The organism is Amphibacillus jilinensis Y1, from assembly GCF_000306965.1.
Lineage (GTDB): Bacteria > Bacillota > Bacilli > Bacillales > Amphibacillaceae > Amphibacillus_C > Amphibacillus_C jilinensis.
Window position 1 is genome coordinate 897,440 of record NZ_JH976434.1, and the last position, 23,632, is coordinate 921,071.

The 23,632-nt window shown below is 37.7% G+C and carries 21 protein-coding genes; 2 read left to right on the top strand and 19 right to left on the bottom strand.

All coding sequences use genetic code 11. From position 1 onward, the window contains the following. Positions 1–64 precede the first annotated feature (64 nt). The 15 genes from B494_RS20790 to B494_RS0104835 form a co-directional block, all read right to left on the bottom strand. Positions 65–271, bottom strand: coding sequence for a hypothetical protein (locus B494_RS20790; protein WP_144032158.1), 207 nt, complete (start codon positions 269–271; stop codon positions 65–67). Between the two features lie 140 nt (positions 272–411). Further along, positions 412–1,056, bottom strand: a complete 645-nt coding sequence (locus B494_RS0104770) for a DUF4352 domain-containing protein (RefSeq protein WP_017471231.1) — start codon at positions 1,054–1,056, stop codon at positions 412–414. Beyond that, on the bottom strand, positions 1,053–1,220 hold the full coding sequence (locus B494_RS21135; RefSeq protein WP_017471232.1) for a hypothetical protein: 168 nt from the start codon (positions 1,218–1,220) through the stop codon (positions 1,053–1,055). The genes B494_RS0104770 and B494_RS21135 overlap by 4 nt, the downstream gene beginning before the upstream one ends. 321 nt (positions 1,221–1,541) lie before the next feature. After that, positions 1,542–2,156, bottom strand: coding sequence for an LptM family lipoprotein (locus B494_RS0104780; protein ID WP_017471233.1), 615 nt, complete (start codon positions 2,154–2,156; stop codon positions 1,542–1,544). Positions 2,157–2,177: 21 nt separating this feature from the next. Continuing rightward, positions 2,178–4,547, bottom strand: coding sequence for a DUF5702 domain-containing protein (locus tag B494_RS0104785; RefSeq protein WP_017471234.1), 2,370 nt, complete (start codon positions 4,545–4,547; stop codon positions 2,178–2,180). Between the two features lie 34 nt (positions 4,548–4,581). Next, positions 4,582–5,142 carry a hypothetical protein gene (locus B494_RS20115; protein ID WP_144032159.1) on the bottom strand — a complete coding sequence of 187 codons (561 nt, stop codon included), beginning with the start codon at positions 5,140–5,142 and terminating at the stop codon, positions 4,582–4,584. 81 nt (positions 5,143–5,223) lie between these two features. Then, entirely contained in the window at positions 5,224–5,406 is a 183-nt protein-coding gene (locus tag B494_RS0104795; protein WP_017471236.1) for a Flp1 family type IVb pilin, read from the bottom strand. 69 nt (positions 5,407–5,475) lie between these two features. Then, positions 5,476–6,342, bottom strand: coding sequence for a type II secretion system F family protein (locus tag B494_RS0104800; RefSeq protein ID WP_017471237.1), 867 nt, complete (start codon positions 6,340–6,342; stop codon positions 5,476–5,478). A 5-nt stretch (positions 6,343–6,347) separates the two neighbouring features. After that, positions 6,348–7,241, bottom strand: a complete 894-nt coding sequence (locus B494_RS0104805; RefSeq protein WP_017471238.1) for a type II secretion system F family protein — start codon at positions 7,239–7,241, stop codon at positions 6,348–6,350. A gap of 20 nt (positions 7,242–7,261) precedes the next feature. Then, positions 7,262–8,479 carry a TadA family conjugal transfer-associated ATPase gene (locus B494_RS0104810; protein WP_017471239.1) on the bottom strand — a complete coding sequence of 406 codons (1,218 nt, stop codon included), beginning with the start codon at positions 8,477–8,479 and terminating at the stop codon, positions 7,262–7,264. Further along, on the bottom strand, positions 8,469–9,563 hold the full coding sequence (locus B494_RS0104815) for an AAA family ATPase (RefSeq protein ID WP_017471240.1): 1,095 nt from the start codon (positions 9,561–9,563) through the stop codon (positions 8,469–8,471). Before B494_RS0104815 ends, B494_RS0104810 begins: the two co-directional genes overlap by 11 nt. A 590-nt stretch (positions 9,564–10,153) precedes the next feature. Next, the gene (locus B494_RS0104820) at positions 10,154–10,591 is read right to left on the bottom strand and encodes an OsmC family protein (protein WP_017471241.1); all 438 of its coding nucleotides are present in this window, start codon (positions 10,589–10,591) and stop codon (positions 10,154–10,156) included. 28 nt (positions 10,592–10,619) lie between these two features. After that, positions 10,620–11,612, bottom strand: coding sequence for an arsenic resistance protein (locus tag B494_RS0104825; RefSeq protein ID WP_017471242.1), 993 nt, complete (start codon positions 11,610–11,612; stop codon positions 10,620–10,622). A gap of 213 nt (positions 11,613–11,825) precedes the next feature. Beyond that, on the bottom strand, positions 11,826–12,998 hold the full coding sequence (locus tag B494_RS0104830) for a TraB/GumN family protein (protein ID WP_017471243.1): 1,173 nt from the start codon (positions 12,996–12,998) through the stop codon (positions 11,826–11,828). 205 nt (positions 12,999–13,203) lie between these two features. After that, entirely contained in the window at positions 13,204–15,867 is a 2,664-nt protein-coding gene (locus B494_RS0104835; protein ID WP_017471244.1) for a cation-transporting P-type ATPase, read from the bottom strand. Positions 15,868–16,325: 458 nt separating this feature from the next. Here B494_RS0104835 and gdhA point away from each other — a divergent pair, with 458 nt between their 5' ends. After that, a complete protein-coding gene (gdhA, locus tag B494_RS0104840; protein ID WP_017471245.1) occupies positions 16,326–17,681 on the top strand; it encodes an NADP-specific glutamate dehydrogenase in 1,356 nt (451 codons plus the stop codon). Between the two features lie 116 nt (positions 17,682–17,797). On the opposite strand, the gene B494_RS0104845 is transcribed toward gdhA, so the two are convergent. Further along, entirely contained in the window at positions 17,798–18,355 is a 558-nt protein-coding gene (locus B494_RS0104845) for an NAD(P)H-dependent oxidoreductase (protein ID WP_017471246.1), read from the bottom strand. 504 nt (positions 18,356–18,859) lie between these two features. Here B494_RS0104845 and B494_RS0104855 point away from each other — a divergent pair. Next, positions 18,860–19,882, top strand: a complete 1,023-nt coding sequence (locus B494_RS0104855) for a LacI family DNA-binding transcriptional regulator (RefSeq protein WP_017471247.1) — start codon at positions 18,860–18,862, stop codon at positions 19,880–19,882. A 735-nt stretch (positions 19,883–20,617) separates the two neighbouring features. Here the strand turns inward: B494_RS0104855 and B494_RS0104860 are convergent. The 3 genes from B494_RS0104860 to B494_RS19855 all read right to left on the bottom strand — a co-directional run bounded on the left by B494_RS0104860 (position 20,618) and on the right by B494_RS19855 (position 23,578). Continuing rightward, the gene (locus B494_RS0104860; protein WP_017471248.1) at positions 20,618–21,118 is read right to left on the bottom strand and encodes a hypothetical protein; all 501 of its coding nucleotides are present in this window, start codon (positions 21,116–21,118) and stop codon (positions 20,618–20,620) included. A 516-nt stretch (positions 21,119–21,634) separates the two neighbouring features. Beyond that, the gene (gene serC / locus B494_RS0104865; RefSeq protein ID WP_017471249.1) at positions 21,635–22,714 is read right to left on the bottom strand and encodes a 3-phosphoserine/phosphohydroxythreonine transaminase; all 1,080 of its coding nucleotides are present in this window, start codon (positions 22,712–22,714) and stop codon (positions 21,635–21,637) included. A 348-nt stretch (positions 22,715–23,062) separates the two neighbouring features. Further along, on the bottom strand, positions 23,063–23,578 hold the full coding sequence (locus B494_RS19855) for a sodium/glutamate symporter family protein (protein WP_026065151.1): 516 nt from the start codon (positions 23,576–23,578) through the stop codon (positions 23,063–23,065). Positions 23,579–23,632: the final 54 nt, after the last annotated feature.

Consider the following 23,632-nt stretch of genomic DNA (forward strand, 5'->3'; position numbering starts at 1 on the left):
TTGCCACACGCCACAACAAATACCATTACGATTAAACTTAAAAATGTAACTGTTAATTTTTTCTTCAATTTACCTCCACTCCTTTATATGAAAAATGGGCGTTCCTTTCAAACGAAAACGTATTGCCTTCAATGTCCCCTTCTAATACACCACTATGATTTAACATTTGAGCAATTTGAGGGACGAACAGTAATTGCTTTGAACTGGTTGCTTCACCAGATACATACGTCATTTGTTCAGTCATTTTAATTCCCTTTTTTTGCTCTATCATCGCACCTATTCTTCTGAAACCCGCATCACTACATGAATTCAAACGTAAGTCAGCTAGCCAGGATCTTCGATCCCTTTCCGATACACCCCAACACCTCCAGATGCATCGGAAAAGGATTGACATCCTTTTCCACCACTAAATTACTCACTGTCTATTTCATCTTCATAGATTTTCCACTCTTGTACATTACTTGCTGATTCTAGCGCAGTAGAACCAAACGACAATTCGTATTCTTCGTCGAAAATCAAGTCAAACAATATTTCGCCTTCCATCGATTCACCAGGGGCTAACTCTCCTTCGATATTATCAATTGAAACATTACCCCTATGTGAACCTGTTCCACCTCCATCCATATCGCGTAGCCTTGCTTGAGAAACCGCATCGTCAGCATTCATCGGTTCATCACCAATATTGGTGATTTTTGCATCAATGATAATAAACGTATCACCCCCTGGGGTTATATAAGGATCATCTTCCGTCATCTCCGCTACGAACCTTACCGAGGTCGGCGTGACTTCATAATCACCAATAATCGTTTCCATTACACCCGTTTCACCTAGGCGTAAATACTCGCCATCTGATCCCGTTTCAGTTGAATCTAAATCATCTTCTTCCTCAACATCATTTTCTGTATCATCACTTAGACCTTGTTCGTCATTGTCTTCTTGTTGCCCTGTTGGTTCATTAGCCGTTGTTTCATCTTGTTCATCCGACTGGTTGCCACATGCCACAACAAATACCATTACGATTAAACTTAAAAATGTAACTGTTAATTTTTTCTTCAATTTACTTCCACTCCTTTATATGAAAAATGGGCGTTCCTTTCAAACGAAAACGTATTGCCTTCAATGTCCCCTTCTAATACACCACTATGATTTAACATTTGAGCAATTTGAGGGACGAACAGTAATTGCTTTGAACTGGTTGCTTCACCAGATACATACGTCATTTGCTCTGTTAACTTAACACCTTTATCACAGATAACCGTCCGTAAAACACCACACTCTTAGTAAAGCGCATATTTTAAGCGATTGAGGTGGGGTAACGGACGCTAATGCCCTGATTCATTCAACTAACCATATAAAGCAGGCATCAATGTTTGGGTTCAGAAATAAAAACAATCTTTAGTGATGATAATTTATTTCAACTTCAAAACCTAACATAATTCTTATTAGTGTCATAGACTATTAATCCAACCCTTCCGTATACATCTAATAACTTTAGATGTATACGGAAAGGAAGGTAGAAGTTTAACTTCCCTTCCTGATTATCACTCTATTTCTTCAGCCTCAAAGCGCCAACGCACCGCATTACTCATAGAACTAAGAGCCGTTTCACCAATCGATAATTCATAAGTATCTTCTACTGAATAATTAAACAAAAATTGACCAGACACTTCTTCTCCTGGATGAATATCATCTTCAAAGTTTTCAATTGAATCAAATGTAACAGATGGTGCGATTCCCCCCCCTCTAACATTATGGAGCCTAGGATGTAAAAGATCTTCACTAGGAATTGTCTCATCACCAATGTTCGAAATAGTCATATCTACAATCACAAAAATATCATTACTTGGCTTTCTCTCATCCACCTCTTCTACAAATCGAACAGCTGTAGGTGTTGCTTCAAAATCACCTACTATAGTCTGTAACACGCCAGTCTCCCCTAGACTTAGTAACTCATCACTTGTAGAAGGGTCTGATGAGCTAGTATCTTCATCAGAAGTGGAAGCATTATCATCTCCATCAGTATCGATTTCATCAGATGAAGATTCTCCCTGGTTAATCTCATTTTGATCAACCTCTTCTTCAGGTGAATTATTACCACATGCCGTGACCAATAAAGTCACCATCATTAATATTAGTAAATACAACATTTTTTTCATTTTTTTAACACTCCTCATTATTTAATAAGAAAAATGGGCATTCCTTTCAAACGAAAACGTATTGCCATCTATATTGCAATCTAATACACCACTATGATTTAACATTTGGGCAATTTGAGGGACAAACAGCAATTGCTTTGAACTGGTTACTTCACCAGATACATAGGTCATTTGTTCTGTTAACTTAACACCTTTATCTTGTTCTATTACTGCACCTATTCTCCTGAAACGCGCATCACTGCTTGGATTCATAAATAAAAATACTCGCAGATAATCATGATAATTAAATTCTATAATGTCTTTTAAAATGTTTGGCATTATAGGTATGGTTAAGCCTTCACCAATATCAGATACATCTTGTATTGAAGTAACTAAAGAGTACTTTAAAGCCGCTAAAAACACAGCAAGCGGATGTGTTGCGCCTCGGACGATTGGATGTTTAAATGCATCAATAAAGTTAAGCGCAAAGCGAATGGCGAATAGTTGCGCTAAGGCTGCTGAGTAATTTGCAGCTGGTTCGTGAATCCCGTAAATAATATATTCAACTTGGCGGTTTTCGTATTTAAAGTCTTCAGCGTTTCCTAACGGCCCTATTGGTTCTGCACTTTCAAAGTACATTAAAATATATTCGTTAACATAAAGCTTATCTCGTCCGGCTAGTAAGGCATCGCCTAAGTCACTAAACAAGGTGTCGAGGAGTCCCATCGCATCTTTCGCGCTGTTACTTGAGTCGCCACTAAAATCAATGTTGGCTCCTGCTGCTCCTTCGGCATAAGCTTCGTAGCTTTCGAGAATAACAGCAAGTTCATCGTATACCGACTCAGACAAAAGGTCATCGAAATCGTTTAACATCTCAAATATTTTATTATTATCTTTTTCAGCCCCTTGACGGTTCTCCTCTTCTTCATCTGTCTTTTGTTCAAAGTCTTTTCTTTCGTCTGTTAGATGATCACTGCCCTCAGCTGTTGATGTGCTGGCAGCTTCGGCTGCGTCTTTTAGCTGGCTATGACGCTCCTCCAACGATGATTTGCTGACATTATCAATATTTCTTTTAATGGGTCTAAGTTGACCTTTAACACCGTCAAATGCGTCTAAAGCTTGATCAAGCGGTTCTTTAATTTGATCGAAGTAGTCTGGTTCATAAGGGTAATCCTTTATCTTTTCCATTTCTTCTCGCATATCTTTGACTGCTTGATCTAAATCACCAGTGTCTGTTGGTGATTCGCCTTCGATCTGCATGGCATCACCATAGTTTTCATTGCTTTGTTTTTCTGCTTTTTCGATGGCGTCAATAATCTTTTGATTTTCTTCTTTAGCGATTTTGATCGAATTGCTGATTTCTTCAAGATCAGCGATGATGCCGTCTGCTAGCTTGTGCATTTGATCGGCCTTGTCTTCAGCATTTTTTTTAAATGCTTTTTGATCTTTTTTTTCTTGCTCGATTTCAGCATCGTTATCATCAATTGATGCTTGATTGCTGTCCAAATCAGCTTCAACTTCTTCCAATTCTTCTTCTAAAGATTCAAGCTCATCTTCTAACGCTTCCTTGTCATCATCGTCTTCTTCCTTATCGATATCATCTTCAATGTCTTCTATTAGCTGTTCTAGTCGATCTTTTCTTTGCTCTAGACGGTCATTTTCATCTTCAAGTGAGTCATTTTCATCTTCTAGGCGTTCGATCCGATCAGGCGCATCTAAGTATGTTTCGAAGTGATAAACGATATCCGAGAAGTTGTTGACTTCTGGATATTGACTATAATCAGTTGCATGCATACTGTTTTTAAATGTTTCCAAACGTTCGTTAATCCCTTGTTCACGTTTGTCACCGCCATTAAGGAAGTCCTCACTTTTATCAAGGAGTTCCTCACGATCCTCAAATGGTTGTTGCACCTTTTCAGCGATGTCAATAAATTCTGAGGCACTTTGCATCGCTTCAGCAAGGAAACTAAAGTTATCAATAAGGTGTGTTGAAATCTCGACAGGTGCTTTGTATTTCATTTCCTCAAGGATTTGATGCTCAAGAACATTGACATCTGCGAGCGGACGACTTGCGCTTAAGCTGAAGTCGTCTAGGCTGGGTTGGATGTAATTAAAATATTGATCATCCGCCTCGACTTCAAGGTTAGCTTGAAGCACTTCATTAAAAATAGCTTGTGCGTCACTTTCTTCAATGCCGAACAGGCCATATTCTCTTAGTTCACTACTATGGCCAGCTAATGCTGAGCGAACAGCGCTTTGCAGGGCGTATTCGGTCTGTTGTTCAACGGCTAGGATTCTAGCATAATCAATTAAAATCGCATTAAAAGCAAATACGATCGCTGTAATTAAAATAAAAAATAGTGAAACAGACCCTTTAGGATCTTGTTTAAATTTGGTCAACCACCTCTTCACATTCTATCCCCCTCCTAGCAGTCACAAGTCTATATTACTTCTTCTTTGCGTTAAATATTTTCTCTCCATAGTGAATAATAAAATCTGTCATGCGAATGACTTCAACAGGGTCTTTCACAGCAGCATAGGCGGTGACCTCAAAACTACCATTCATAATTAAGTCAGCAACAAGATCAGGTACTTTAAGGTCACCGGTGACAGTCACTTCAACTTGGGGATTGATTGAAGCAAGGTTAGGTGGTTCTATGGTCACATTTGCGCTTGGCAACATACCAGGTGCTTCCTCGTTTGCCCGCTCAACTTTACGACCTGAGGTACCCCCAATTGTTTCATTTTGAAATACTTTTTTAATCAGGTCTTGTCCAATCGCATTGGTTCGCCAATAGAGACCATCGCTTGTCATTGACGTATATTGTTCAATGTCAAATTCCCCTGTGTAGAAATCCTTGTAACTATTATCCCAACTAAAAGCAACGCGTTCTGCGATTAAGTGAGCCCGTTGATAAATGACGACTTGTTCATAAATAACTAGACTAAATAAGATCAGGGCAATCGTCATCACAAAAATACCAGGAAAAATCAGTGTTGTTTCCAACGTGAACATTCCTCGTTCTTCTCGTTTCAGTTTTTCCAAGAAAACTCGCATACGTTCGTTCCTTTCTAGACATATATCTACCTAATCACCACCAGGTAACTGATTACCGATATTATCAAGCAATCCATCAACCCAAGATGTCAACTGTTCTCTGAATGTCAGTGCTACAGCAACCAATACAACAATAATTAGCAGGATTTCTAATGTACCTAACCCTTCCTCATCCTTGATAAAGCTTAGAAATTTAACATATAAGTTATTCATATTTGTTTCTCCTCTCGATTGTGATTAATTATATTTATTAGTTAAAGCAACTGTGTTGCTGAACTAAACTTAAAAAATACTTATTGCCGGAAAAGCAATGACTAGAAGAATCGCGGCAAAGATAAGTATCATAGGAAACACTAGTTTTGATGAAGCTTGTTCACCACGTGTTTTTGAAATGACTTTTCTTTTTTCCCAAAGTGTATGAGCCAGTTCTCGTAATGACAAGGAAAGCTGGTCACCACCGCGACGGTAGTTTAATAGAATTGTTGTGGTAAAGGCTGACACCTCTTGAACGCCACAACGTTTACTGAACGCTTCCATCGCTTGATTAAATGATTCACCATTTTGAATTTTTGTAACACTTTCTTTCAGTTCCTGATAAAGCGGATTACTGTCATGTTGTTTCATCATCGTACAGCGAATCAAGGCTTTTTGGCACGTTTCTCCAGCATTGACTAGCAAGGCAATTTTACTGGCGAATTCAGGTAATTCAAAAATAATTGCTTGTTTACGTAAAGTAACTTTTTCGTCAAGCCTTTTTATCGAAATGGCCGGTAATAAGAGTGCCATCACACCGCCTAACGTCAACATCAGCTCGTCACCGCCATTGACAAGAGCAAGGAAAGAGCCCCCTAATAAGCAAATTAACATGCTTGAGATCAATTCAGCGAGATACATTTTTGTATAAGCTTGCACTTCTCGACCAGCCTGATACAGTGTGGCGACTTTTTGTTGAATCGCAACTAAACGCCCTGACAGCCTATACATGAGTCGTGTCTTATCAATGATGGACAATCCTACAGGTGCTAAAAAGACAAATTGAAATGATTCTTTATAAGGTTCAATAAAGCCCTGGTATGATTTGCCCACCAGTAATAGAGGCAATAGGGCAAGTACCAAAATGACTGCACTAATTATTTGCACCGTATTCATTACTATCACACCTTAATATTCATAATTCGTTGACATAGCCAGAAAGAGCCTAAAATGATCGCTAGGCTAATCGTCATTACGACTGGCCCAAAATTAGCCCATGAGTATAATGGCTTCATGTATTCGGGTGAAGAGTAGCTGAGCATACCAACCATAAGGACAGGGGCTAAAGTAATCGCATTGGATTCGAATTTCTTCTGGGCTACCATGACAGAGATTTCTTGTTGAATTTCAAACTTTTCACTAATCATGGTTGACGTCCGGCGAATCACTTCTATGAGATCTCCACCAGTTCGCTTACAGGTCATAAAGACATCAGTGAAATTCGTAATATCTTCGACACCTGCACGCTTACTGAAATCCTCGATCGCGATTTCTATCGGCTCTCGGTTAGCCACCCGTTTGTTTATGATTTCAAGTTCCTTAATGATCATTGTGTTCGGATCAGGATAAATGAGCGATAAATCCTTGACCACTTCTACAAAAGCATTTTCAATTGAGCGACCAGCAACGAGGGACGTTGATAGTGAAAAAAGTGCCTGTTGAAATTGGCGACTTAATGCATCCTGGCGCTTTTGAATCCGCTGCTTTCGGTAAACTTTTGGAAAGAAAAAGCCAACCGCTGCAAATAACAACGCCATGATAATACTTTGATAAAAGACATAGCCAATAATAAATAGCAATCCACCCGCCATCGTTGCGATAAATCCGTATTCTGCTACCGTATAGCTGTAGGTTCGATAATCGGTCGGACCATTGCCTTTGCCTTTGCTTTTTTCAGGTGATGACAGCGCCTCTGATCGCTTTGTTTTCGCTGGCTTTTCTCCCTTTTTCCGACTTAGTCCGATCAACACGACCGTTAACCCAACAGCCAAACCAATCACAAGGATTAATCCCATCGGTTCACCTCCTTTAAGCGTTATTTAAAGCCCGCAAGTTCTAACTTTGTGGTATTTTTAAGTGAGTGTTCAGTTGGCTCAAGAGATCCAATAATCTTCCCTTGCTCGTCTTCACCCTTTTCAACAAACTGATACAGGGGCTTGATGACAATCTCTCCCGCTTCGACTCCAATTACCTCACTTATCGCGACGACTTTTCTGGAATGGTCACGTAAGCGGGACAGGTGAATCATAATATCAATGGCTGAACTAATTTGTTTGCGAATCACTGGGATCGGGAGGTCAGCACCACTAAGCACCATTGTCTCTAGTCGACTAATCATATCAATGGTTGAGTTAGCATGTCCGGTCGATAATGACCCATCATGCCCTGTGTTCATGGCTTGCAGCATATCTAGCGCCTCCATCCCACGCACCTCACCAACGACCACCCGATCGGGTCGCATCCGTAACGATGACTTGATTAAATCACGGATTGAAATTTCCCCTTTACCTTCTGTATTGGCATTTCTTGTTTCTAGACTAACCAAGTTGGGGATCTTGTTGATTTGTAACTCTGCTGAATCCTCGATCGTAATGATTCGCTCGTCTTCCGGAATAAAGTTGGAAAGCACATTGAGAAACGTGGTTTTACCAGAACCCGTTCCACCGCTAATAAAGATGTTATAACGTGCTTCAATTAGCCGTTTTAAAAAATCCGCCACCTGCTCAGTGATCGACCCTTTGGCTATCAAATCCTCAATCGTTAATGGCTTTTCTGGAAACTTTCGAATCGTCAGCGTCGGGCCTTTTAAAGCAATCGGTGGTAAGACAATATTGACACGCGATCCGTCTTCAAGCCGGGCATCAACAATCGGACTTGATGCATTGACGGTCCGATTGACTTTACCAACAATCATCTGAATAATGTCTTCTAAACGCTCACTGCTTTCAAATTTCATGTCAGAACGACTAATTTCGCCATTTTTCTCCAAGAAAATATCTTGGTGTGAATTAATCATAATCTCAGTCACAGCTTTGTCGTCAATTAAGGGTTGGAGGACATCCAAGCCCCTAAAGGCATTGTAGACCCGCTCAATTAACATCTTCATTTTATTAGCAGTCAGACCTTGTTTACTCGCTTGTTGAAACACTAGCGATTCAATGTAGCGTTTCAACTCATGATCCGACATTTCACTACTTGTATTTAACATCTCTCGCACCTGATCGATTAAATCTTTCGTCAACTCATGATTCATTTAACACCACACCTTGCTTATTTAGCTGAGCAACAAGCTGCTGAATATGTTGATTAAATGCCGGTGCCGACGTCAATTGCTCTCGTTTAACGAGCATCTTCCACTCTGGGACATAAGGAAGAAACGCGGTCACGTTTATGTGATAAGCTTCTAGCCTTGGATCTAGCTGTCCGGTATAGCGGTTAAGCACAAAAGTGACACGATCCTTTAAGCTCGCATCATTGAGTAACGCATGCCATTCTTCAAACAAGTAACTCGTTTTATGGAAGCTATAAAGGTCATAATTGAGTAACCAGTATATCTGATCAGTCAAGCTTAATGCCGCTAATGTACGTTCATTAACGGTGCTATCTAAGTCGATCACAATGTAGCTATATTTATTTAACGCTATTAAAGCTTGGACAAGCACTTTAATATCATTGGCTGATAATTCGTTAACTTCCTCAGCACTCGGTATTAAATTCAAAAAATCAATGGCTGTCGTCTGATCGGTGACCGTATAAGCTTCAATTTGTTCAGGTAACTGTTCTGGATCAGCTTTTATGTAGTAAAGCAGTGGTGATGAAGAGGGCTGATCATCAACATTGAACAAAATTGGAATCGAATTAATCAATTCAAAGTTTAAATAAATAACCTGATGGTTTTGACTAGCAAGCTCTCGAGCTAGACCAAATGCCGTTGTTGTCTTTCCTGTTCCACCTGTCGCTCCGTAAGTTGCGAGCACTTGTGTTGCCGTAGCGGGCTTTTTTTGCTTAGGTTGTGCGCCATTTTTTTCATAATACTGTTTTAATAATTTAGCTAATAGTTGGCCTAATGGCTGATACTTTTTAAATTGGACTTGATCTTCACCTTGCTCTTCTTCAACGAGAAAAAGCACGAGATCAATTGACGCTTGTTGATCTTCTCCCGGTAAAAAATCGTCCGCTGTCAACAAAATGTTAACCGTTTCGTCTAACTGCAAATAGTGGTTAAGAGCTGTTTGTTTTGAGAATAACTTGACATCAAATCGTGATGCATAGTCTGAATTTCTAATATAACGTGCGAATGATTCAATATAAGTGCGATCTTGATCAGCTATGATCAACGAAATTTTTTTAATCGTAATCCCTCCTCCTTCTACAGTTTTCTAACTAAATTACAAATTAAACATCTTGAATTCAAAAAAAAGGCAAGTTTCTAAACCTTTCCTTACTTTACAAACTAAACAGAAAAACCGAAATAGGTTAAAAGTATGTTTTTTTAATAACAAATTTACCATTTGATTCGTTAGTCTCATGGAAAAAGTTTGTTAAATAGACGTTTAGTCGTATGGATTTCCTTATTTATAAGTGATTTTCTTTTAAATGGTATTTTTCTGTTTACTATTGTGGTGGTGATGATAGCGATTTTATATTAGCAGCATCAAGGTGAACTAGGACGTTTGAATGATTACTAGAAAAAAATTAATATAAAAAAGAAAAATTTTTACGTGTTTATTAAAAAATCTTACCCCATGTTTAATTTTAGTATGATTATATGGATTAAGATAACTTCTTACTATTATAATTAGTGCTTGCTCAACCGTTGCTGCTGTCTGGAAATACTTAATTAAGATTTCCCTAAAAAATTTTTATGCTTTCCTAACAAAAAAAAGAAGCTGACTTAGATTACGTCAACTTCTTGATGAAAAGCAGATTAGGCACTTTCCCATTTATCTATTAACTTCACATCTGCTGCTTTTAGCAAGGTGTATACTGGGCAGCGTGACTCTACTTCTGCTTGTAATGTAGCAATCCGCGCTTGCGATTCCGTTGTTGTTACTTTCACTTCAACCGCTATCTCTTCAAAATACGGGCGCACACTGCGATCACCCATAAAACCACGGGGATCGAATACACCTGTTATGTTAAAGCTTAATGCTTGTAAATCAAAGCCAATTTCTTTTGCAACAACATGTGCCGTTACATTTTCACATGAAGCAAGTGAAGCAAGGACATTTTGCATCGGGTTTGGTCCTGTATCTTTACCGCCCATTTGCGCTCCCTCATCTAAAACAACCTGATGTTTACCTGCTTTTGCAGTGATAGCTAACCCTTGATTCTCTGCTTTTACGTTAAATTTCATTTTTTGCATAATTAATGACCTCTTTCTTATTTTAATATTAAGCCTTCATAGCTTTTGTTTGTTGAACATGATCACCTTTGTCTTGAAACCATTGATTTAATGCCACTTTCCCATAAAGGGCTATCCCTTGTTGTTGAACGACAAAGGCTATCGTTACAATGAGCGCTGCTTCTGCACCAAATGAGGTAACAGCTAGGCCTATAGCAATCGATAAATTTCTAAGCACCGTACCGTTTACTAAAGCAATCCCATCACCACGGTTTAAAAATTTCACAGCAAATAATGTACTGACTATAAAATTCATCAGATAAAAAATAATCAGCACAATCGTGGCAATTAATATTAACTCCAAGTTATTAACAATCATGTCTGCACGCGCACTCACACTTACAAAAACGATGTAAAGCATTGCCCAAATACTTAAAGGCGCCAGCATTGGCTTTACACGTGCTTTAAAAGTTTCTGGCGTGTGGTGCTTCATCAATTGCTTAAACGTGATATGGCCAAGGATCATCGGTATAAAAACGACCAACAAGATGGTTTGAAATGTAGCAATAATATCAACCTCAACTAATTGACCAACCATCACCAGTAAATACCATGGTGTTAAAACCGAACCTAGTATTAAACCGAAAACGGTCAGCTTTACAGAAGCCGGAACGTTCCCTTTATGAAGCGCTGTCCAAGAGATAGTCATCCCACTTGTCGGTAATAATGCTGATAAAGCTAATCCGGCAAACATCATCGGATAACTGCTTAATAGCGTTGCGCCTAAGAGATAAGCAATTACCGGTACAATTAAAAAATTGATTAGCATTGAATAAAGCAGGACACGAACATCCTTGATAGTGGTTAACTGTTTGTAATTGAAGCCGATCATCGTTGCATAAATCATAATAATCGTGGCATAAAGAATAGTAGGCTGCAGCACACTTGTGTCGATCATCGTTCCTAGAACAAAGGCAATGACTAATGTTAATGGCACACTAATCATCAAATATTTTTGTGGAAACCGATATATCTGTTTCATTTCACACCTCCTAATTACCCCTCGGGGTATATGAATACTATATGGGGTATTCATAAAAATGTCAAGGGGTTTAATCATTTCACTGCCTTCGCCGAATATATTAGCGGGCTGTCTTGTAAGTAAATAAGGCGATTGCACCCTTTCTCAACAACAAAAAAACAATGTAGCCATTATTGACTACATTGAAAGAAAAATTTTTTAATATGTTCACCATTAAAAATTACTTATAAATAACCTGACAATATCCGTACCTGCGATGACCGTACCTAACAAGCTACCTAAACTCGCAAATAAGACAATTAATAAAACGCGTGTCACTTTATTACGCCAAAAGCCCTTCACTGTGTATACATCTTCATTTAATTGTTCAAAATCTGCCACTTGTGGTTTATGGAAATAGGCTTGAACCAAACCCGCTAAAATCCCCACACCTATCAAAGGGCTTAATGATGTAATAGGGGCGGTGATAAAAGCGATCAAAATAGCTAAAGGATGACCAAAGCCAATAGCTACACCAATCGCAGAGAACGTCCCATTCCATAATAACCAACTTTGCATTTGTTGGATACCTACATCTGTATTCATCATAAACGTTGCGACCATCATAGCGATAATGGCTAATGGAATCAACCAACCGACATACTTTGGCCAATTTGATTTTTTAGGAACTTGGGTCAATTGTTTTAAATCTTGCGTCTTTCCAAGTTCTCTTCTTATCCCTGGGACATGGGCTGCTCCTAGTACAGCAACAACCTTCTCACCAGGTGCTGTTTTTATTTTTTCAGCTAAATATTGATCGCGCTCATCAATTAATGGTTTCTTTAAACGGGGAAAATATGTCGTAAACTCACTTAGAATACTATCAATCGAATCTTGGCTTTTCATCTTTTCTAATTCTTCTTCTGTGATCGTTTCATTAGAAAATATCCCCGCTAACACTTGTGAAAGCAATAGCATTTTCCCCTTAAACCCAACACTTCCCCAAACTCTTGCAAACGTCACTTGAATATGACGATCTGCCAAAACAAGTTTGGCACCATGTTCGTCTGCTGATTCAATTGCTTGAATCATTTCTTGCCCAGCCTCAATATTAAATTGTTTTGCAATTCTTTTTTGAAAAGAAGAAATCGCTAAGTTCATTAATAATAACGTTGTTTTTTTCTCTTTAATCACTTTAAATATATCCATATCTCTCCATCTATTACCATCCATGATCGATCGATATCTCTGTTCATCTAACTCTACACAAACAGCATCAGGTTTTTCTGCTTCAATCACTGCTTTTACTTGTTCAGCGCTATGCTTGGAAACATGTGCTGTACCAATTAATATCAACATTTTCCCATCTTGTTCAACACGAATAATATGGTTTTGCTGTTCATCCATTTTAGTACCTTCCTTCAAAAATTCTCTAACCAACAGTATAACGTAATTTTATCAGAAAGGATATCAATAATATAGTAGGCTACATAGTTAAGTGAATCAAGAAATAGTGCCCGTTAGCTCCCACCTAAACAAATAAGCGCTCTTCACTTTTTTAAGACGGGCGTTTTACGGACACTTTTTTATGATAAGTATCGGTACAGCTTTGTTACGCTCTCTTGAACCATTTATGAGTAATGAATTTCTCAAGTTCAACCACTACAAAGACAAATAGTCCAATCAGAATCGGGAAAAGCCAATATTGAGCTGAAATCGGGTGTAAACCAAGTGCCGTACTTAGAAACGGTAGATAAGTTACAGCTAATTGAATGACAATCAGTATAGCCGAAACAAGAAATGCTGCTTTGTTGGAAAAGAAATCACGATTTAAAGCAAAACGACGTTCATTTCTAACATTAAACAGGTGAAAAAGCTGAGCAAAAACAAGCGCGTGTAAGGTTACCGTATTGACTTCTTCCATGGTATAAGTTGTCGCATTTCTCAGCATATCAGCATTCATTATCATAATAGACATCCCAATCAATAACGAAACAAAGATTATTCTAAATATATAGTAGTTACTTAAAAGCCGAGCATCTGCATCTCTAGGTGGCCGTTCCATCGTTCCTTCTTCGAGCTTTTCAAAAGCTAATGCTAATGCGACAGTCACAGCGGTTACCATATTAACATAGAGGATTTGAACAGGTGTTAAAGGCATTTCCATCCCAATGATAAGCGCAGCTAATACTAAAAAAGCCTCCGCTCCATTTGTTGGTAAAATGAAGAGTATAGTCTTTTTCAAATTATCGTATACTCTTCTTCCCTCTCTTACCGCATTAACAATCGTTCGAAAATTGTCATCCACTAGCACCATCTCAGAAGCCTCTTTAGCCACTTCCGTTCCTTTTATACCCATGGCAACGCCAATATCAGCCCGCTTTAATGCAGGTGCATCATTAACACCGTCCCCAGTCATTGCACTGATATGGTGATTTTCTTGCAACGCCTTTACAAGTTGAAGTTTATTCTCAGGACTTGTACGCGCGAATACGTCTGACGTGCCAACAGCTTGTTGTAGAGCTTGATCATTCATTTGATCCAGTTCACGGCCTTCAATAACATGGTCATTATCGGTAATACCCATTTGCTTTGCAATCGAAATTGCTGTCTCCTTATGGTCACCTGTTATCATTTTCACCTGGATACCCGCTCGCTTACATTCCCTAACCGCTTCAATTGCTTCTTCCCTTGGAGGATCCATTATCCCAGCTAACCCTAACATGTCCAACCCTTCACGCAGATCATCATGATCAATCTGCTCTTTGGCAAAGTCAACATGTTTAACAGCTGCGCCAATAACCCGCTCCCCTTTCCTTGACCGTTTAAGCATCTTATCTTCCCAAAGTTGACGTTCCTTTGATCCTTCTTGAAGTCCAGCCATATCAAATAAACGATCAGGGGCTCCTTTGACATAGATCTTCTTTTGCCCATTTTCTTCTACTAAACCCGCCATATACTTATATGAAGAATCAAAAGGAATTTTAGATAGGATGTCTAGCCGATCAATTTTATCATCCGCTTTTCTAGCTAATGTAACGAGACAACCTTCAGTCGGCTCACCACTAATCACCCATTCGCCTTCTTCATTTTCACGCAATTCTGTGTCATTAATGGTTAGCACACTTGTAAGGAATTGGCGGAGCGCTTGATCTTCTTTTACGGATACTTCCTCACCCATTTCTGTGATCTCCCCTTCAGGCTTATAACCTGTTCCCGTTACCGTTAAATCTCGTTCTTGCAAAGCTATGGCTTGTACCGTCATTTCATTTTTGGTAAGTGTCCCTGTTTTATCTGAACAAATAACCGTAACAGCTCCTAAAGTCTCTACAGATGGAAGGGTACGCATAATCGCATGGTTTTGGGCCATTGATTGAACACCTAAAGCTAAAATGATCGATAGAATTGCCGGTAATCCTTCGGGGATGGCTGCCACTGTTAAACCAATCACAGACAACAGCAACTCCCCCCACTGATAATCATGAAACAGCATGCCAAAAGCAAATAAGACGATTGCCAGTATTAAGATGACAACTGAGATCATTTTTCCAAATTGCGCCGTTTGTTTAAGTAATGGGGTTTGAATCTCTTCAACCTCTGCAATGGAGGTGTTTATTTTTCCTATCTCAGTGTGGACACCCGTTTCAACCACAATACCGCGTCCAGAGCCTGAGGCGACTGATGTACCGGAAAATGCCATGTTCAATCGATCACCGAGCACCGTATCTTCCGGTAACGGCTCTATGTTTTTTTCGACTGATGTTGATTCTCCTGTCAATGGAGACTCTTCAATATTTAAATTATCTGCGGAGCTAAGACGGATATCAGCAGGAATCTTATCACCAGCCTTGAGGATGACGAGATCTCCAGGTACTAATTGATTTGAAGGTAGATCAATACGTTCTCCGCCTCTGATTACTGTTGCTTGTAAAGACAACATCTTTTTTATACCTTCTAACGCTTTTTCTGCTTTATTTTCTTGAATATAGCCAATCATGGCATTAATAATCGCTACTAAAAGAATAACAACGGTATCGATGTAATGTCCTAAAATTAGCGTAATCACTGCAGCGACTAACAAAATATAAATAAGTACATCATGAAAATGGCGAATAAACTTTAACCATTCCGCATCCTTCTTGGCTTCTGGCAATTCATTCGGCCCCCATTTTTCATGTAACGATGATATAGCACGGGGTTGCAAACCGTTTTTGACATCTGTATCTAGTTGTTTTTCTATATCAGTAATTGTTAAGCTAAACCACTTCGTATCCATTAAATTAACAACTCCTTTCATACTAATATGGGCTTATTTGAACATTATAATTATTCCACCTTTATCCACAACGAAAACCCACTTATATGCTTGTGATTCGAAATGTCAGATCACATAACAATGACCAGAAATTCACCCTCACTATCGATAATTATAAAATCGCATAATTTTATAATTACAATCACATTTTTGCATAAAAACAGATCAGATAGGATATCTCTATTATTTAAGTAGATAACATATTATTGAAAAACCTCGTTTACTACATTTCGTTTACAACTTTTTTAAATTTTCAAATCCAAATTTTGTTTAGTAAACCTTGAATCATCTCTATATAAGAATGCTTTAATACTTGTTTTATATTGTTAATTAACCTGACATTCGTTACACTTGTCTATAATAATGATGTTCAAAATTATTTGATAATTTAGATACATAAACTCGAAAGGAGCTTGACCATGTCCAGCAATGTTGCATTAAATTATGTTAACGATGTTTATCATACTGTGAAGAAGAGAAATCCAAATGAAAAAGAGTTTCAACAAGCAGTTAAAGAAATTCTTGATTCATTAGTACCCGTGTTTGAAAAAAATCCATCCTATATTGATCACGCCATCCTAGAGCGCATGGTGGAACCTGAACGTATTATTTCATTTCGCATTCCATGGGTCGATGACGAAGGTGATGTTCATGTGAATAGAGGCTTTCGTGTGCAATTTAATAGTGCAATCGGACCTTATAAGGGAGGCTTACGCTTCCACCCGTCTGTTAATGCGAGTATTATTAAGTTTTTAGGATTTGAACAAATCTTTAAAAACTCGCTTACCGGTCAACCAATTGGTGCAGGTAAAGGGGGCGCTGATTTTGATCCAAAAGGAAAGTCTGATAATGAAATTATGCGCTTTTGCCAAAGCTTTATGAGTGAGTTAGCTAAACATATCGGACCAGACACCGATGTACCTGCTGGTGATATCGGTGTTGGCGCTAGAGAAATCGGCTATTTATTCGGTCAATACAAGAAGATGCAAGGAAGCTTTCAAGCGGGTGTTCTAACAGGAAAATCTTTTGAATTTGGAGGCAGCTTAGCTAGAAAGGAAGCAACTGGCTACGGAACCGTTTACTTCGTTCAAGAAATGTTAAAAGGAAAGAATGACGATTTTAATGGTAAAACAGTTGTCGTTTCTGGATCAGGAAATGTTGCCATCTATGCTATTGAAAAAGCAACAGAACTTGGTGCAAAGGTCGTTGCCTGCAGTGATTACAATGGCTATATATATGATAAAGATGGCATTAACCTTGATACCGTTAAGCGATTAAAAGAAGTAGAACGCAAAAGAATTAAAGAATATCTTTCAGAACACCCAAATGCCCAATACAGTGAAAAATCCGAGGAAATCTGGACGATTCCTTGTGATATCGCCTTACCATGTGCCACTCAAAATGAATTAGATAAAGATGCGGCCAACACCTTAATTGAAAATGGCGTAATCGCCATCGGTGAAGGTGCAAATATGCCTTGTACGACAGAAGCAGTTGATTTGTTTATTGAAAAATCAATTTTGTTTGGTCCTGGAAAAGCAGCAAATGCGGGTGGTGTTGCTGTCTCAGCACTAGAAATGGCACAAAATAGTGCTCATCTTTCTTGGAAGTTTGAAGAGGTTGATGAAAAGCTTCAGGATATTATGAAAGATATTTACCGAAATAGCGTTAAAGCGGCCGAAGAACATGGCAAGTCTGGCAACCTTGTTGTAGGTGCTAATATTGCTGGCTTCTTGAAAGTCGCAGATGCTATGATTGCTCAAGGGGTTATTTAATGAAAAGAGGTTGCTTAAACGCAACCTCTTTTACTATATCATGTCTCTTTACGATTTCTTTCTATAGGCTATCAATTTAAACCTCTGTTGCTTGATGGTAACGTTCTCGCTAAAACTTATTCAGTAAACACTTCATCCAAATGCAACGTTAATAAATTTAACGATTGATCAACATTAGGTTGCTTAATCACATTAAATAAGGCGAACGATTTTAACGACTTCATGCCAATAAAAGCATGTAAACGATGCAGGTGAAATAAAGCTTCATCAACAGACTTCCCCTCAAAGAAACCACCGTGCGTTAAGAATTGATCTGCTGGTGCATTCCACGTTGTAGATAACATATAATGTTTATTTACCATCAAACCGCCTTGACCATAGTGTTGGTGACTCTCAAAAAACACCCCCGATTTTAAAACTTGATCAAAATACGTTTTTAATTTTCCCGGAATACTAAACCAATAAATAGGTGTTTGATAAATAACACAGTCTGCCCATTTGAATTTTTCTTGTTCTTCTTCAATTAAGTAACCGTCGTCTATAATTGTGAGCTTAACCTCATGTGACAATGTAGATTCCAAAAAAGATTTCATATGTTCTGTTAACGTTCGATTTAACCTTCCTTTACTGTTCGGATAAAATTGGTGCCCATTAATAATTAAAATGCGTTTCATGTTGATTTTCACTCCAGTCCGTTATGCTATATTAAGATTATGCAGTAGCCGGTAAAAATATGATTCCTATAATACTTATTATATAGATCGGAATTATGTGTTATAATAACCGTATGGACAACTTATTTTCTCTAGTAGCTATTGTTTGTACATATATAATTCATAATTGGAGTGATTAATATGAAAGGTACGCCTATTATTGATTTTAGAAGTTTAATGCTTATTATTTTTATTATTATTTTCATTATCATTATTTTATAATGATATATTTCTTCCCCATGCTTTAAAACCTCACTTCTCTCTTTCTCTCTTATCCTGCAAAGAAATATAGCTAATGCTATTTTAAATTAATTCGACATCATATATAATATGGTTAATCTATTTAATCAAAAATATCAAGCGGTTGCACAAAAAAGTTAAACGCTATCATTTTATTTGTTTAACTTAGCAACTTAAACGACTATTTTCGACCTGACTCATTTTCTAGAAAAAGGATGAAGAATGATGGCCATAACAATAAAAGACGTTGCAAAGAAAGCAAATGTTGCTCCTTCCACTGTATCAAGAGTGATTGCAGATAATCCACGCATTAGTGTCAATACAAAAAAGCGCGTTCGAAAAGCAATGAAAGAGCTTGGCTATCACCCAAATGTAAATGCGAGAAATTTAGCGGTACGTTCTTCGCAATCCATTGGTGTCATTATGCCTTCCTCAGCTGAAACAGCTTTGCAAAACCCTTTTTTTCCTGAAGTATTACGGGGCATTGGAAGTATAGCTCATGACACTGAATACTCTCTATATGTTTCAACTGGCGGTGATGACAGCCAAGTCTTCGAAGAAGTAAAACGCATGGTTTTTGGCAATCGCGTTGATGGTATTATCCTGCTTTACTCTCGCGCTAATGATCCAATAATTGATTTCTTAGTTGAAGAAAAGTTTCCATTTGTCGTTGTTGGTAAACCCTATAATAACGAAAGTAGTATTACTTATGTGGACAATGATAATGTTCATGCTAGTATGGAGCTAACTAATCATTTAATTGAATTTGGACATCAGCAAATTGCCTTTATCGGGGGAACGACAGACTTAATGGTGACGAGAGAAAGATTACTTGGCTATAAGCAAGCACTAGCTACCGCAAATATTCCCTTTAAGGAAGAATATATCATTCATGACGAATTTTTACGCTCAAGTGGACATAAAGCAGTTGAACAATTATTTGCTTTAAGCACGCCGCCTAGTGCCATTGTCATTGCTGATGATATGATGAGCCTAGGTGTAATCAATATGCTAGAAGCATTTGGACTCGATTGTCCAGAAGATGTATCAATTACAAGCTTCAATAATTTATATTTATCTGAGTTAACAAGACCACCATTAACAACCGTAGATATTCAAATTTACAAATTAGGTATTCAAAGTGCTAAATGTTTAATCGAACAATTAAAGTCAAAAGATGAACCTGCAAAACGGGTGATTGTACCTTATGCCATTAAATATCGGAGCTCAACAAAAAAAATCAATTAATCATCTAACCTTTTTCTTTTATAGCTAATGATCTGTTAGCAAGCAAAGAGACTCGCTTATAAGTCAATCTCTTTGCTTACTTATTGCTGATAGGCCTATTATTTCCTCCTTTGACATCACATCGTGATAGAAGGATCATTCATCAATTAGTCCTTGAAAAGGAGGGTGCAGTATACGTTTGAGTTCCCGTCGTTAATACATTCGACATATCAGCTCCTTGAAATGGATTTGGTCGTTAATGTATTATGTGATCTCATTTCGTGATACCGTTACAACAAGTGACCATTTGCTCCCACAATAACAAGGTATGTGCAACATTATCTACGGTCTTCTTTAGCGGAAAGGTCTTGATCGAGCGTCTGAACCCTTGCTGAAACACAAGTGATGACTAACTTTTTGTTTAGACATTTAACTACCCTATTTTGTAAGCGTATTCAAATTATGGTTACATTTTATAGAGTGAAAGTTAACTTGTTAATAACTTATTGTTTATCTTAAATGTATACACGAGTGTGATAAAGTGATTGACTCTTTTGCTGGAGAGCAATACGTGGGCGTCATCATAAACTTAAAATAACTGCTAAATGATTCTTACAGATATGCCATACTTTACTTTCAATAAATATAATTCAGAAACAAATCATGTCTACCAATTGGACAAATATGATTTTATAGCTTGAATAAATCCATTAATATAACAACACATAATTTCTTTAAGCACCGCTTAAAATGAATCTAATCTTCAAACTTTTGTTTCAATAAAAACAATTCCTTTTCGAGTTTATTTACTTTTTCCATGACAAAACCAAACTCTGAAAGACTCGACTCGTTGACTAATTCAAACTGGTTGCCTATACCATCTAATTTCATATCAACAACTTCTAGTTTTGTATTAATCCTATCTAGACGCTGATCTATTACATTTAAACGTTTATCTACTTTATTAATGTTACCGTCTAACATATTGAAATGACTATCCATTTCACTAAAGCGTTCATCTACCTCATTAAAACGATTATCCATTTCACTAAAGCGTTCATCTACCTCATTAAAACGATTATCCATTTCACTAAAGCGGACATCTACCTCATTAAAACGATTATCCACCTCGCTTAGACAATCATCTATTTTATTAAATCTTAAATGTATATCTTTTTTTAAAACGTTTATTGTTCCTTTATATTCTTCCATTCCATGATTAATCTTATCAAGCAAGTTAAGCACTTGTTCTTCCATTATATCCTCCCTCCTTGTCGATTGATTTTTCTAAAAAGCTAATCTATCTTCCCCAGATGGATTGCTTCTATTATAACCTAAACAGCTTACCGTTTAGTATCAAATCTCGACTTTCTTCATTCGATTAGTAGATTTAAACAGCGTACAACTAAAGCTTTTATTAAAGATACAACCATTACTATTAAGACTAAAATAGAGCTTTGTCATTTTAAAGTCAAGAGGCTATCGATCTCGAATAAATGAAAAATACAGATGATTTATTTTACAAAACCTAAATATATAATCGAAAAAGAAAAGTATGCTGATCATCTGACAACGATTATCTTTTGTGAAGGAAGGACAGCCTATAGCGAAATCTCAGTTGAATATTTTAAGTATTAAGCACGTTTTTTATTCCATTTAGGCAATATGACTTTCGTTTCAGCTGTCTTTTATTTAGACGAACACTAATAGCAAAAAGAGGGGCATTCACAAGTTCTGCACTTGGAACACCCCCATTCTGCAAATATATAACTGTTATTTATTTGCACGCTCAAATGATTTAATAAATTCAACTAATGCTTCTACACCTTCATAAGGCATTGCATTATAAATACTTGCTCTCATACCACCTACAGATCGGTGACCTTTTAATGTTTCTAATCCATAGGCCTGAGCTTCCTTAATAAACGTTGCTTCAAGTTCTTTATCACCATCAACAGATACAAAGGGCACATTCATTAGCGATCGATCCTCTTTGTTGATTGGGGCATAAAAAAGTTCAGACTGATCAAGGGCCTGGTATAACAATGCTGCTTTATCACGATTTTGCTTCTCCATCTCTGTTAATCCACCTCGCGCTTTGAGCCACTCAAACACTAGTTTTGCTACATATATCGCGAAAGTTGGCGGGGTATTGTAAAGAGAACTCGAATCTGTTTGCGTTTTATAATCAAGCATCGTTGGTACCGCATCTGATGCATGGCCAATCAAATCCTCTCTAATGATAACAAGGGTCATTCCCGCAGGACCAATATTTTTTTGAGCGCCTGCATAGATTAAGCCAAATTTCGACACATCAATTGGCGTTGATAAAATATTTGAAGACATATCAGCAACTAATGGAATATCTCCTGTATCGGGAATTTCATGAAAAGCTGTTCCTTCAATCGTATTATTCGTTGTGATATGAACATAGTCTGCTTCTGGATCAAACATATCAGAAGAAAGCTTAGGAATATGATTAATTGTATCTTCTCCAACGACACGTACATTGCCATATTTCTGAGCTTCTTTATAAGCTTTTTTAGACCAAGAGCCTGTCAAAACATAATCTGCTTTCTTATTTTTCACCATAAGGTTTAGCGGGACCATCGCGAACTGTTGAGAAGCTCCACCTTGAAGAAAAAGAACTTTATAGTTCTTAGGTATAACTAAAAGATCTCTTATCAACCTCTCAGCACCTTCTATAATATTTGAAAACAAGTTTGAACGATGACTCAACTCCATCACTGACATTCCAGATTGGTCATAACTTAATAATTCATCCTGAGCTTTTTTTAACACACTTTTAGGTAATACTGACGGTCCTGCTGAGAAGTTATACACTGGGTTCATTTCGCCACACCTGCCCTGTTAGATTTCTTTACAAACAAATACTTTAGAAAGGCTTGGCCCCAAGCCAAGCCTTTCTTATTCTATACCACTCATTTACTTCCTACTCAATTGTGAATAGTTTATCAATATTCGTACTACTTTTCAATACTAATTTTCTTAAAATTTGTATAATTCCCACGATTGAAACGAATAGCGACAGATGCACGATCATCACTTGCTATTGACGTCGAAAATACCAAAGACCAAATAAGAGAAAGAAGCTAGTAATTATAACAGCCAAAATAAGAATCGTTACTGGACCAAACTGGTAGATTAGCGGTAACGAAGCCGCTGTAAAAAGTCCTCCCCCTACCAACGGTTCAAACAATAATTGCTATAACCAAAGTCCTCTAAGGCAGGCGATTGATTTTCCGGATCAGCAATCTTCATCAATAATAGTCCTGTAGCTGTCATCCCCATCGCTTGGCCCAAATCTCCAATTCCACGTTCAAACCAAAGCTGTGGAATCATTTTTGGTGCAATTACTAAGAATGCAAAAACATTCCAACTAATGGCTACAAGCGCTAGTATTAAATTTGAATCAACATACCGCCGATCATAGCGAGCGGAAAAAGCGGTACATATGGAAATAAATGCGTCCCTGTCCACGCCCCCCCATGTAACTGATTCGAATAAAATAAGCAGTTGGCTAAGGACGTAACCAATCATAATCGACGCCCCAACAATCGCTAAATGAAAGGCTAGTGGTTCCATTGATGAAGTATGCTTTGCCTTCTTAGGTTGTTCACGATCATCAAACTCCCTCAATACCGCCTTTTCCTCTTTACTTAATTGGTTTTTTTGACCAACAAATTTAGCGCGCACGCAAGATCTTGCCTATAATTAAAAACATACCTAACATAATAAAACTAAAACCTA